This is a genomic window from Xenorhabdus griffiniae, assembly GCF_037265215.1.
Classification (GTDB): domain Bacteria; phylum Pseudomonadota; class Gammaproteobacteria; order Enterobacterales; family Enterobacteriaceae; genus Xenorhabdus; species Xenorhabdus griffiniae.
This window is the reverse complement of record NZ_CP147737.1, coordinates 4,567,900-4,580,528: the sequence shown is the minus strand read 5'-3', so window position 1 is coordinate 4,580,528 and position 12,629 is coordinate 4,567,900. Positions and strand designations below refer to the sequence as shown.

The window sequence follows — 12,629 nt, the reverse complement described above, 5'->3', positions numbered from 1 at the left end:
ATGATGGATTATATGAATATAGAACATAGCATTCGTGAAATTAAAAGAAAGTGTGATGAAATACTCTCTTTTAATATGTGGTTTAATTTTCATGACGGATTTTTTTGGTCAATTATTGAATTAATTGATAATGATTTTCTTATAGATATCTATAGTTCTATTGAAGATAAATATCTTGAAATTTTGTGCCATGAACCAGTAATTATTTCTTTGGTAGAATCAACTCAGAGCAAGGAACTGATTGATTTAATTAAAAACATAAGAGATTACAAATCTGGTTTAATTGATGATATTCTTATTCATGATATCGAATCAGCTTTATTTGTTAATTATGATGAGCCAGAAAACCATTTGAGTGCCCAAGAATTTAAAGATACTTACATGACCCTTAAAAAACTAACTAAAGAGGCTTTGAATACAGAGCAAGATAATGAAAGTATAAAAAACACCTTAGACTCAATCATTGATTTTTCAGAAAAAAACAGACATGAATATTTATCTTACGTCCGTGTGTATTGGCTAAGTCTTTATTTTTATAAGTCAAACTATAAACTTAAAAACCAAGATGAAATAGAATATTATAAGAGAAATTTATCTGAACTATTTCCATGTGGTAGCTTTTAAATTAATAATAACTGAAATATGATTCACGTTATTAAGCCGGAAAGATCAGCGTGATCTTCCGGCTTTCTTCTTTTTTAAGAGCCGCTCATTCCCTGCCCTTAGTTGCTGTTGTAGTCGCCAATCAGTTCCCGCATCCGCAGCTTAATCTCACTGAGCTGGGCTTGCTGGCGCTGGTACTGTTGCTTCATTGTGTGGGTGTCGTCGCTGTCAGGAATGAGCACTAAACAGCCATCCATAATCTTGACGGTGAGTGTGCCACCAATATCAAATCCGGCCTGCTTAAGCCACTGCCCTTTAAGATGAATTGCGGGCGGGGCATTGGCCTTGTCATTTTGCGGCACGTATCCCACGGTGTAATAACGTTCGGTTTTTGCCGCTTTATTTACGGCACGGTTTTGCCTAGAATGCGCCTTAGCCATCATTCAACTCCTTGTTAGTTGGTTGTGGTCAGCGGCGTTGGTGTGTTGCAACCACATCAGCGCCGCGTTAAGTCAGATTATCCAATCAATAGCCTAGCCTGATGCTTGAGAATCAGGGCATCCAGCACTGAAATCACCGAACGTTGTTCTTCCTCATCCATCTGTTTAACCGCCTCAAACTTCAGCTTCAGTTCGTCCTGCGGTTCACGTTCTTCTTCCTCAAATATCAGCCAGTCCGCCGACACATTAAAAGTGACAGCAATCCGCTTGAGAATGTCCAAAGAGGGCTGTGCTTCACCAGACTCGTAGCGGCGAACTTGGGTCAGGTGTATGCCTACACGCTCAGCCATCTGGGGCTGGGTCAGGCTATGCTGCTTGCGCAGTTGCAGAAAGCGGGTAGAAAAACTCATCCAGTCTGTTCCTTTGTCAATATTGATGAGTTCCATTATCGCCCCCTGTTCTAAATAGACTTGACTAAATAATCTTTATAGAGCATATAATAATATCTATAGAGAGCATTGACAAGGTTTTAAAAGGAACATTTTTATGGCTCGCATCCCCGACGCAGAATTACAGCACCTGAAAGCCGCCGTCTCTTTAGTGGCCGTTATCGAGCAACAAGGCCGGCAGCTCTTTAAGCGCGGCAAAGACATGGTTGTGCTGTGCCCGTTCCATGAAGAGAAAACGCCCTCGATGGTCATCACACCGTCAAAAAATCTCTATCACTGTTTTGGTTGCAGTGCGGGCGGCTCGGTGCTGGACTGGGTGATGAAAACCGAAGGGTTAAGCCTGCGCCATGCCGTGGAACGCCTGCGCGCGGTGTTAGGAGTCAATCCCTCGGTAGAGCCGTTGGTGCAACCTGCGGAGCTGGTCAGTGATGCTATCGGGCAACAGGGGCTGTTATGGCGGGTGATTGGGTTCTATCACCATACGTTGCTGAATGCGCCGGAAGCACAGGCGTATCTGGCGAAGCGGCGGCTCAATCATCCTGAATTAGTCACGCAGTTTAAGCTGGGTTTTGCCAACCGGACGCTCGCTTACCGTCTGCCCGGCAGTAAATACACCAAAGACGGGGCTGATGTCCGCCAACGCTTACAGGCCGCTGGCGTGATGCGAAAATCAGGGCATGAGCATTTTGTTGGTTCACTGGTTGTGCCGGTGATCAGTCCTGAGGGGCAGATACAGGAAGTGTACGGGCGTAAAATCACGGATCGTCTGCGACCGGGCACACCGTTGCATCTGTATCTGCCGGGGGCGCATGGTGGCGTCTGGAATGAAACCGCGCTGGGTACGTCCAAGACGTTGATCCTGTGTGAATCGCTGATTGATGCGATGTCGTTCTGGGTAACGGGGCAACGCAATGTGACTGCCGCCTATGGCGTAAATGGCGTCACAGCGGATCACTGGCGGGCGTTCGAACACTACGGCATTAAGCAGGTACTGATCGCGTTCGACAATGACAGTGCAGGCAATGAAGCGGCGGTCAAACTGGCGTCAGCATTGGTTGCCAAAGGGATCACACCGCTGCGCGTGGTGTTCCCGCCGGGCAGGGATGCGAACGGTTATCTGTGTCAGATGGCAGAACCCGAATCCGCCTTTGCCCTGCTGCTTGAGAGTGCCGTACCGATGCAGGAAGCTGCCGATCTCGTTATCGTTGAACGCCAGACAGTTGAACCCGCCGTTGACCCCGAACCAACAGTCATCTTAGCCGCTGAACCTGTGCCCCGCGTGACGCCGAATGTGGTGTGTGAATCCGGCGACAACGGCGAGCTGCTGATCTCGGTCGGCACATTACAATGGTGTCTGCGCGGCATGGGCACAGTCAAAGCCGGCGCTGCCGTGATGAAACTCAATGCGCAGGTGCTGGACAGGCAAAGCGGCGTGTTGTTCGCGGATGGCGTTGATCTGATCAGTGCCCGTTCCCGCCACAGTTATGCGCGTCTGGCTGCGGCTGAGCTGGGGCTGGGCGAAGCGGATCTGCGGCGTTCGCTGGGGCAGGTGTTACTGGCGATCGAACAGTGGCAGCAACAACCCGCGGACACCGGCCCCAACGTACCGGAGATGGGGATCGCGGAACGGGAAGCAGCACTGGCGTTACTGCAAGATCCGTACTTGACGGCGCGTATTACCGCTGACTTAGCCGCCTGCGGCGTAGTCGGCGAATCCACTAACTTACTGGCGGGCTTTTTGGCGGCCGTGAGCCGAAAGTTACCCAAACCGTTAGCCGTCCTGATCCAGAGCAGCAGTGCCGCCGGAAAATCCTCATTAATGGATGCCGTACTGAACCTGATCCCGGAAGAAGAACGCATCCAGTACAGCGCCATGACCGGCCAGAGCCTGTTTTATCTCGGTGAAACCAACCTGCAGCACAAAATATTAGCCATCGCGGAAGAAGAAGGCGTGCGGCAGGCGGCTTATGCGCTCAAGCTGTTGCAGTCAGACGGCGAGTTAACAATGGCGAGTACGGGCAAGGATGAAGCCACGGGCAACCTCGTGACCAAAAGCTACACCGTCAAAGGCCCGGTGATGCTGATGCTCACCACGACTGCCATTGATGTGGATGAAGAGCTGCTCAACCGCTGTCTGGTGCTGACGGTGAATGAATCCCGCGAACAGACCGAAGCGATCCACGCGGTGCAGCGCCAGAAACAAACCCTCGAAGGCTTGCTGGCCGAGAACGAGCGCGATTATCTGACCCAGCTTCACCAGAACGCCCAGCGGCTGCTGAAACCGCTGAATGTGGTCAATCCCTATGCTCACCAACTGACGTTCCTGTCAGATAAAACCCGCACCCGCCGTGACCATATGAAATACCTGACGTTAATCCAGAGCATTGCCCTGCTGCACCAGCACCAGCGGGAGATCAAGAGCACTGAGCATCGCGGCAAGCGGCTTGAATATATCGAAGTGAGCAAAGACGATATCAAACTGGCGAACCAGCTTGCCCATGAAATCTTAGGCCGGACGCTGGACGAAATGCCGCCGCAGACGCGCAGGCTGTTACTGTTAATCCAGCAGATGGCGCACGGCATGGCAGCAGAACAACAATGCGCACTGAATAGGGTGCGTTTTACCCGACGGGATATCCGGGCTTACACGAACTGGAGCGACAGCCAGCTTAAGCTGCATTGCCAGCGCCTGAGCGACATGGAATACCTGCTTGTTCACGGTGGCAGTCGCGGGCACCTGCTGCAATACGAACTGCTGTGGGACGGTGACGGCGACAGCGCCCACTTAAGCGGCCTGATCGTCCCGGTATGATCCCCGCAAGTCTGGGTAGCACGGAGGCAAGTCTTCCCCAAGTCTACCCCAAGTCGGGGTCAAGTCTGGGTAGCCAAAACTACCCTAAAGCCACAGCCAGAGTGGGTTAACCGAGCGCAAGTCTGACAAAACGAAAAATCACTGTTCCGGCAACACAATAAAAACTTCCCGTCATACCGTACTGCCGGATAGCACCCACGACAAAAAGGACAATCCGCATGATAACTTCACACGACAACACCCTGATCACACTGCGCCAACAGCTTGAAGCGTGGTTCGACACGCTGCTGGCACAAGGCCGGGCTGACCGCACGCGGGAAACATACCGTAGCTACCTGCTACCCTTTATCGACTGGTGCGAACAGCGCACGGTGCGTTACCCCGCACAGGTCACACTGGTGTTACTGGAAAGCTGGCAGCGGTATCTGCGGGCTTACCGTAAAGCCGATGGCCAGCCTTACGGCAATAACGGTCAGCGGGAACGGCTGATCGCCCTGCGGCTGTGGTTCCGCTATTTGCTGCAACGCCATCACATCCTCTATAACCCAGCCGAGCAGATGGTGTTGCCGAAAGAAGAAAAGCGGCTGCCGGCGCAGATCCTGAGTGAACGGGAAACCACGCAGGTGTTGGACAGCCTTGATGATCAGAGTGTGTTGGGACTTCGCAACCGGGTGATGCTGGAAATCCTCTGGAGCAGCGGCATCCGGCGCATGGAGTTACGCCAGCTCCGGCAGGGGGACATCGACTTCGAACGCGGTGCGGTCGTCGTGAATCAGGGCAAAGGGAATAAAGACCGGGTTGTGCCTGTCGGTGAGCGGGCGCTGGGCTGGCTGAAACGCTATCTGGTCAACGTCAGGCCACAACTGGCCGCGCACTATGACAGCGGTTATCTGTTTATCTCGCAAAAGGGCAGGCCGCTGAGTCTGGGACACCTGACGCAGATCGCAGGCAAGGCCATCCGGCAGCAGGCGCAGTTAGACAAACCGGGCGCCTGCCATCTGTTCCGGCACTCAATGGCGACGCAGATGCTGGATAACGGCGCGGATATCCGCCATATCCAGGCAATGCTGGGACATGAGAAACTTAACACGACAGAAATTTATACACGCGTGGCGATCGGTCACTTGAAGAAAGTGCATAAACAAACCCATCCGGCAGAGCGTGACACACCGACACCACAGGAAAGCAGTGCAGGTTGTGCCAGCGACGAGCCGGATGCCGAACCGACACCCCAACGCACCGGGCAGTCTGACAGTCCCCGTTGAGTTCGCTGGGAACGGTGCAGGGGCAGACCGTGGCCGGACTGCCCGTCAGCATCGGTGCTCGCGGGGGTACGTGGGCCATGGTCGGCCTGAGCAGCCGTGTCCCCGTTCAGTCAGTGCAGGCCGCCCAAAGCCCACTCAACATAATGTGGGGGAATTATGCGAAACTCGCCGTTGCGCTGAGTCGTTCCCAAAAACCGGGCAAAGCGGCTCGCATCGCATAATTTACATTATGTCTGGCGCCCCCGCTGTTCGGCATCGCGGGGTGTGGCGCACAAGGCTTCGCCTTCTGCTGTCAGCATCGGCGCACCCTCTTGGCAAACACCGCGCCGAATCGGAACACTGCGCCAACGTCCAACCAAGCAGGTACCTTCTTTAGCTGCCTTGCTATCCTCTGGCAAACACCCCTGTAGGCAAGTCGGCCTGCGGCCTCCGTTGGTTTACCTCCCCCGCCCCAACCCACGCTGCATTGGCTGCGCCCGGCTCGCAGTCGCTGCGCTCCTCGCTCGTTACCGTGCTCGCCATCTCCGCCCCGTGCAGCCCCCAGAGGGGGCTTCCCTTGAGCAAAGCATCATCGGTAAAACCGAGCCAGATCCTGCGCATCAGTGCTTGATAGCGTCGCAATGCGCCGCTGGCGGGTTCTGTGCCACCCGCACCCGCAGAACGAGCGCCCGCCGCCCAAACGAGTTGGGCGACGTTCGCCCGTTGCCGAAAGTGAAAAGCCTCACAAAATCAGGTTATTCAATCCATCACAAGCCAAAATGATCGCTATACTGCACAACGGCTTGCGGCGGTGGCATAGCAAAACAGGCCAAAAGTGCACTTCGGCATTTTAGGTTCGCGGGAATGGGCTAAACAGGTAAAAACGGTTCTTTAATAAGCTGATAGATAAGAAAAAAATCGCTTAAAAAAGTATAACCGCACCGGAACCTGCCCTAAGACCCGATCGGGCTGCTGGGCGGGTTTAATCCGTATTCGTATGTCCATAACCCCACCGGATGGGTAGACCCCTTTGGATTAACAAATTGTCCATCTTCATTCATAAATGATGATGTTGTTAATCATTCTAGTAAAGGAGACTGGAAGGAAGCCAGTTCTATGCCACCGAGGGATAGAAAAACATTCCCAAACGGAAGGTTAAGTGGTGGGGGACATGGACAATCAGCTATTCGGGAGTTAGAAGCAAGAGGTATCCCTTACAATATAGAGCATACTTATCCTAATGGGGTACGGGTAGGAAATATACCTAACCATGCATCTAAAGCGAAACGCAAAGGAACAGGCCAATCATGGTTCCCAGAAAATTGGAGTGATGCAGATATTAAACATGCAGGGAAAGTAATTTGGGATTCTCCAAGTAGTGTAAAAGTAGACATGCCTTCTGGCGGAACTATGATTTCAGGAACACATAATGGAGTCTTTATCCGAGTTGTCCGTGACCCTAAAGGGGGCGGCTCTATTTTCCCAGATAATTCAATTCAACCTTAACGCATGATGGATTATATGAATATAGAACATAGCATTCGTGAAATTAAAAGAAAGTGTGATGAAATACTCTCTTTTAATATGTGGTTTAATTTTCATGACGGATTTTTTTGGTCAATTATTGAATTAATTGATAATGATTTTCTTATAGATATCTATAGTTCTATTGAAGATAAATATCTTGAAATTTTGTGCCATGAACCAGTAATTATTTCTTTGGTAGAATCAACTCAGAGCAAGGAACTGATTGATTTAATTAAAAACATAAGAGATTACAAATCTGGTTTAATTGATGATATTCTTATTCATGATATCGAATCAGCTTTATTTGTTAATTATGATGAGCCAGAAAACCATTTGAGTGCCCAAGAATTTAAAGATACTTACATGACCCTTAAAAAACTAACTAAAGAGGCTTTGAATACAGAGCAAGATAATGAAAGTATAAAAAACACCTTAGACTCAATCATTGATTTTTCAGAAAAAAACAGACATGAATATTTATCTTACGTCCGTGTGTATTGGCTAAGTCTTTATTTTTATAAGTCAAACTATAAACTTAAAAACCAAGATGAAATAGAATATTATAAGAGAAATTTATCTGAACTATTTCCATGTGGTAGCTTTTAAATTAATAATAACTGAAATATGATTCACGTTATTAAGCCGGAAAGATCAGCGTGATCTTCCGGCTTTCTTCTTTTTTAAGAGCCGCTCATTCCCTGCCCTTAGTTGCTGTTGTAGTCGCCAATCAGTTCCCGCATCCGCAGCTTAATCTCACTGAGCTGGGCTTGCTGGCGCTGGTACTGTTGCTTCATTGTGTGGGTGTCGTCGCTGTCAGGAATGAGCACTAAACAGCCATCCATAATCTTGACGGTGAGTGTGCCACCAATATCAAATCCGGCCTGCTTAAGCCACTGCCCTTTAAGATGAATTGCGGGCGGGGCATTGGCCTTGTCATTTTGCGGCACGTATCCCACGGTGTAATAACGTTCGGTTTTTGCCGCTTTATTTACGGCACGGTTTTGCCTAGAATGCGCCTTAGCCATCATTCAACTCCTTGTTAGTTGGTTGTGGTCAGCGGCGTTGGTGTGTTGCAACCACATCAGCGCCGCGTTAAGTCAGATTATCCAATCAATAGCCTAGCCTGATGCTTGAGAATCAGGGCATCCAGCACTGAAATCACCGAACGTTGTTCTTCCTCATCCATCTGTTTAACCGCCTCAAACTTCAGCTTCAGTTCGTCCTGCGGTTCACGTTCTTCTTCCTCAAATATCAGCCAGTCCGCCGACACATTAAAAGTGACAGCAATCCGCTTGAGAATGTCCAAAGAGGGCTGTGCTTCACCAGACTCGTAGCGGCGAACTTGGGTCAGGTGTATGCCTACACGCTCAGCCATCTGGGGCTGGGTCAGGCTATGCTGCTTGCGCAGTTGCAGAAAGCGGGTAGAAAAACTCATCCAGTCTGTTCCTTTGTCAATATTGATGAGTTCCATTATCGCCCCCTGTTCTAAATAGACTTGACTAAATAATCTTTATAGAGCATATAATAATATCTATAGAGAGCATTGACAAGGTTTTAAAAGGAACATTTTTATGGCTCGCATCCCCGACGCAGAATTACAGCACCTGAAAGCCGCCGTCTCTTTAGTGGCCGTTATCGAGCAACAAGGCCGGCAGCTCTTTAAGCGCGGCAAAGACATGGTTGTGCTGTGCCCGTTCCATGAAGAGAAAACGCCCTCGATGGTCATCACACCGTCAAAAAATCTCTATCACTGTTTTGGTTGCAGTGCGGGCGGCTCGGTGCTGGACTGGGTGATGAAAACCGAAGGGTTAAGCCTGCGCCATGCCGTGGAACGCCTGCGCGCGGTGTTAGGAGTCAATCCCTCGGTAGAGCCGTTGGTGCAACCTGCGGAGCTGGTCAGTGATGCTATCGGGCAACAGGGGCTGTTATGGCGGGTGATTGGGTTCTATCACCATACGTTGCTGAATGCGCCGGAAGCACAGGCGTATCTGGCGAAGCGGCGGCTCAATCATCCTGAATTAGTCACGCAGTTTAAGCTGGGTTTTGCCAACCGGACGCTCGCTTACCGTCTGCCCGGCAGTAAATACACCAAAGACGGGGCTGATGTCCGCCAACGCTTACAGGCCGCTGGCGTGATGCGAAAATCAGGGCATGAGCATTTTGTTGGTTCACTGGTTGTGCCGGTGATCAGTCCTGAGGGGCAGATACAGGAAGTGTACGGGCGTAAAATCACGGATCGTCTGCGACCGGGCACACCGTTGCATCTGTATCTGCCGGGGGCGCATGGTGGCGTCTGGAATGAAACCGCGCTGGGTACGTCCAAGACGTTGATCCTGTGTGAATCGCTGATTGATGCGATGTCGTTCTGGGTAACGGGGCAACGCAATGTGACTGCCGCCTATGGCGTAAATGGCGTCACAGCGGATCACTGGCGGGCGTTCGAACACTACGGCATTAAGCAGGTACTGATCGCGTTCGACAATGACAGTGCAGGCAATGAAGCGGCGGTCAAACTGGCGTCAGCATTGGTTGCCAAAGGGATCACACCGCTGCGCGTGGTGTTCCCGCCGGGCAGGGATGCGAACGGTTATCTGTGTCAGATGGCAGAACCCGAATCCGCCTTTGCCCTGCTGCTTGAGAGTGCCGTACCGATGCAGGAAGCTGCCGATCTCGTTATCGTTGAACGCCAGACAGTTGAACCCGCCGTTGACCCCGAACCAACAGTCATCTTAGCCGCTGAACCTGTGCCCCGCGTGACGCCGAATGTGGTGTGTGAATCCGGCGACAACGGCGAGCTGCTGATCTCGGTCGGCACATTACAATGGTGTCTGCGCGGCATGGGCACAGTCAAAGCCGGCGCTGCCGTGATGAAACTCAATGCGCAGGTGCTGGACAGGCAAAGCGGCGTGTTGTTCGCGGATGGCGTTGATCTGATCAGTGCCCGTTCCCGCCACAGTTATGCGCGTCTGGCTGCGGCTGAGCTGGGGCTGGGCGAAGCGGATCTGCGGCGTTCGCTGGGGCAGGTGTTACTGGCGATCGAACAGTGGCAGCAACAACCCGCGGACACCGGCCCCAACGTACCGGAGATGGGGATCGCGGAACGGGAAGCAGCACTGGCGTTACTGCAAGATCCGTACTTGACGGCGCGTATTACCGCTGACTTAGCCGCCTGCGGCGTAGTCGGCGAATCCACTAACTTACTGGCGGGCTTTTTGGCGGCCGTGAGCCGAAAGTTACCCAAACCGTTAGCCGTCCTGATCCAGAGCAGCAGTGCCGCCGGAAAATCCTCATTAATGGATGCCGTACTGAACCTGATCCCGGAAGAAGAACGCATCCAGTACAGCGCCATGACCGGCCAGAGCCTGTTTTATCTCGGTGAAACCAACCTGCAGCACAAAATATTAGCCATCGCGGAAGAAGAAGGCGTGCGGCAGGCGGCTTATGCGCTCAAGCTGTTGCAGTCAGACGGCGAGTTAACAATGGCGAGTACGGGCAAGGATGAAGCCACGGGCAACCTCGTGACCAAAAGCTACACCGTCAAAGGCCCGGTGATGCTGATGCTCACCACGACTGCCATTGATGTGGATGAAGAGCTGCTCAACCGCTGTCTGGTGCTGACGGTGAATGAATCCCGCGAACAGACCGAAGCGATCCACGCGGTGCAGCGCCAGAAACAAACCCTCGAAGGCTTGCTGGCCGAGAACGAGCGCGATTATCTGACCCAGCTTCACCAGAACGCCCAGCGGCTGCTGAAACCGCTGAATGTGGTCAATCCCTATGCTCACCAACTGACGTTCCTGTCAGATAAAACCCGCACCCGCCGTGACCATATGAAATACCTGACGTTAATCCAGAGCATTGCCCTGCTGCACCAGCACCAGCGGGAGATCAAGAGCACTGAGCATCGCGGCAAGCGGCTTGAATATATCGAAGTGAGCAAAGACGATATCAAACTGGCGAACCAGCTTGCCCATGAAATCTTAGGCCGGACGCTGGACGAAATGCCGCCGCAGACGCGCAGGCTGTTACTGTTAATCCAGCAGATGGCGCACGGCATGGCAGCAGAACAACAATGCGCACTGAATAGGGTGCGTTTTACCCGACGGGATATCCGGGCTTACACGAACTGGAGCGACAGCCAGCTTAAGCTGCATTGCCAGCGCCTGAGCGACATGGAATACCTGCTTGTTCACGGTGGCAGTCGCGGGCACCTGCTGCAATACGAACTGCTGTGGGACGGTGACGGCGACAGCGCCCACTTAAGCGGCCTGATCGTCCCGGTATGATCCCCGCAAGTCTGGGTAGCACGGAGGCAAGTCTTCCCCAAGTCTACCCCAAGTCGGGGTCAAGTCTGGGTAGCCAAAACTACCCTAAAGCCACAGCCAGAGTGGGTTAACCGAGCGCAAGTCTGACAAAACGAAAAATCACTGTTCCGGCAACACAATAAAAACTTCCCGTCATACCGTACTGCCGGATAGCACCCACGACAAAAAGGACAATCCGCATGATAACTTCACACGACAACACCCTGATCACACTGCGCCAACAGCTTGAAGCGTGGTTCGACACGCTGCTGGCACAAGGCCGGGCTGACCGCACGCGGGAAACATACCGTAGCTACCTGCTACCCTTTATCGACTGGTGCGAACAGCGCACGGTGCGTTACCCCGCACAGGTCACACTGGTGTTACTGGAAAGCTGGCAGCGGTATCTGCGGGCTTACCGTAAAGCCGATGGCCAGCCTTACGGCAATAACGGTCAGCGGGAACGGCTGATCGCCCTGCGGCTGTGGTTCCGCTATTTGCTGCAACGCCATCACATCCTCTATAACCCAGCCGAGCAGATGGTGTTGCCGAAAGAAGAAAAGCGGCTGCCGGCGCAGATCCTGAGTGAACGGGAAACCACGCAGGTGTTGGACAGCCTTGATGATCAGAGTGTGTTGGGACTTCGCAACCGGGTGATGCTGGAAATCCTCTGGAGCAGCGGCATCCGGCGCATGGAGTTACGCCAGCTCCGGCAGGGGGACATCGACTTCGAACGCGGTGCGGTCGTCGTGAATCAGGGCAAAGGGAATAAAGACCGGGTTGTGCCTGTCGGTGAGCGGGCGCTGGGCTGGCTGAAACGCTATCTGGTCAACGTCAGGCCACAACTGGCCGCGCACTATGACAGCGGTTATCTGTTTATCTCGCAAAAGGGCAGGCCGCTGAGTCTGGGACACCTGACGCAGATCGCAGGCAAGGCCATCCGGCAGCAGGCGCAGTTAGACAAACCGGGCGCCTGCCATCTGTTCCGGCACTCAATGGCGACGCAGATGCTGGATAACGGCGCGGATATCCGCCATATCCAGGCAATGCTGGGACATGAGAAACTTAACACGACAGAAATTTATACACGCGTGGCGATCGGTCACTTGAAGAAAGTGCATAAACAAACCCATCCGGCAGAGCGTGACACACCGACACCACAGGAAAGCAGTGCAGGTTGTGCCAGCGACGAGCCGGATGCCGAACCGACACCCCAACGCACCGGGCAGTCTGACAGTCCCCGTTGAGTT

At 52.5% G+C, this 12,629-nt stretch carries 14 protein-coding genes; 9 read left to right on the top strand and 5 right to left on the bottom strand.

The window, feature by feature from the left end; all coding sequences use genetic code 11:
- Nucleotides 1–12 precede the first annotated feature (12 nt).
- A complete protein-coding gene (locus WDV75_RS21060; protein WP_047686580.1) occupies nt 13–624 on the top strand; it encodes a hypothetical protein in 612 nt (203 codons plus the stop codon).
- 98 nt (nt 625–722) lie between these two features.
- On the opposite strand, the gene WDV75_RS21055 is transcribed toward WDV75_RS21060, so the two are convergent.
- Both WDV75_RS21055 and WDV75_RS21050 read right to left on the bottom strand, forming a co-directional pair.
- Complete coding sequence (locus tag WDV75_RS21055) at nt 723–1,043, bottom strand: SymE family type I addiction module toxin (RefSeq protein ID WP_273572149.1); 321 nt, start codon at nt 1,041–1,043, stop codon at nt 723–725.
- Nucleotides 1,044–1,120: 77 nt separating this feature from the next.
- Nucleotides 1,121–1,453: an RstR family transcriptional repressor gene (locus tag WDV75_RS21050; RefSeq protein ID WP_047686454.1), complete on the bottom strand. Its 333-nt coding sequence runs from the start codon at nt 1,451–1,453 to the stop codon at nt 1,121–1,123.
- Between the two features lie 136 nt (nt 1,454–1,589).
- Between WDV75_RS21050 and WDV75_RS21045 the strand changes: the two genes are divergently transcribed.
- The 3 genes from WDV75_RS21045 to WDV75_RS21035 all read left to right on the top strand — a co-directional run bounded on the left by WDV75_RS21045 (nt 1,590) and on the right by WDV75_RS21035 (nt 5,790).
- Nucleotides 1,590–4,304, top strand: coding sequence for a CHC2 zinc finger domain-containing protein (locus WDV75_RS21045; RefSeq protein WP_273572152.1), 2,715 nt, complete (start codon nt 1,590–1,592; stop codon nt 4,302–4,304).
- Between the two features lie 218 nt (nt 4,305–4,522).
- The gene (gene xerC / locus WDV75_RS21040) at nt 4,523–5,569 is read left to right on the top strand and encodes a site-specific tyrosine recombinase XerC (RefSeq protein ID WP_273572154.1); all 1,047 of its coding nucleotides are present in this window, start codon (nt 4,523–4,525) and stop codon (nt 5,567–5,569) included.
- Nucleotides 5,570–5,598: 29 nt separating this feature from the next.
- The gene (locus WDV75_RS21035; RefSeq protein WP_273572156.1) at nt 5,599–5,790 is read left to right on the top strand and encodes a hypothetical protein; all 192 of its coding nucleotides are present in this window, start codon (nt 5,599–5,601) and stop codon (nt 5,788–5,790) included.
- Nucleotides 5,791–5,796: 6 nt separating this feature from the next.
- Here the strand turns inward: WDV75_RS21035 and WDV75_RS21030 are convergent, their stop codons facing one another.
- Entirely contained in the window at nt 5,797–5,967 is a 171-nt protein-coding gene (locus WDV75_RS21030) for a hypothetical protein (RefSeq protein ID WP_273572158.1), read from the bottom strand.
- A gap of 34 nt (nt 5,968–6,001) precedes the next feature.
- Between WDV75_RS21030 and WDV75_RS21025 the strand changes: the two genes are divergently transcribed.
- The 3 genes from WDV75_RS21025 to WDV75_RS21015 all read left to right on the top strand — a co-directional run bounded on the left by WDV75_RS21025 (nt 6,002) and on the right by WDV75_RS21015 (nt 7,681).
- Nucleotides 6,002–6,331 carry a hypothetical protein gene (locus WDV75_RS21025; protein ID WP_338859976.1) on the top strand — a complete coding sequence of 110 codons (330 nt, stop codon included), beginning with the start codon at nt 6,002–6,004 and terminating at the stop codon, nt 6,329–6,331.
- A 333-nt stretch (nt 6,332–6,664) separates the two neighbouring features.
- Nucleotides 6,665–7,054 carry an EndoU domain-containing protein gene (locus tag WDV75_RS21020; protein WP_052189858.1) on the top strand — a complete coding sequence of 130 codons (390 nt, stop codon included), beginning with the start codon at nt 6,665–6,667 and terminating at the stop codon, nt 7,052–7,054.
- A gap of 15 nt (nt 7,055–7,069) precedes the next feature.
- Entirely contained in the window at nt 7,070–7,681 is a 612-nt protein-coding gene (locus WDV75_RS21015) for a hypothetical protein (RefSeq protein WP_047686580.1), read from the top strand.
- Between the two features lie 98 nt (nt 7,682–7,779).
- On the opposite strand, the gene WDV75_RS21010 is transcribed toward WDV75_RS21015, so the two are convergent.
- Nucleotides 7,780–8,100, bottom strand: a complete 321-nt coding sequence (locus WDV75_RS21010) for a SymE family type I addiction module toxin (protein WP_273572149.1) — start codon at nt 8,098–8,100, stop codon at nt 7,780–7,782.
- Nucleotides 8,101–8,177: 77 nt separating this feature from the next.
- A complete protein-coding gene (locus tag WDV75_RS21005; protein WP_047686454.1) occupies nt 8,178–8,510 on the bottom strand; it encodes an RstR family transcriptional repressor in 333 nt (110 codons plus the stop codon).
- 136 nt (nt 8,511–8,646) lie between these two features.
- On the opposite strand from WDV75_RS21005, the gene WDV75_RS21000 reads away from it, so the two are divergent.
- Nucleotides 8,647–11,361: a CHC2 zinc finger domain-containing protein gene (locus WDV75_RS21000; RefSeq protein ID WP_273572152.1), complete on the top strand. Its 2,715-nt coding sequence runs from the start codon at nt 8,647–8,649 to the stop codon at nt 11,359–11,361.
- 218 nt (nt 11,362–11,579) lie between these two features.
- Entirely contained in the window at nt 11,580–12,626 is a 1,047-nt protein-coding gene (gene xerC, locus WDV75_RS20995) for a site-specific tyrosine recombinase XerC (protein WP_273572154.1), read from the top strand.
- The last annotated feature ends 3 nt before the right edge of the window (nt 12,627–12,629 follow it).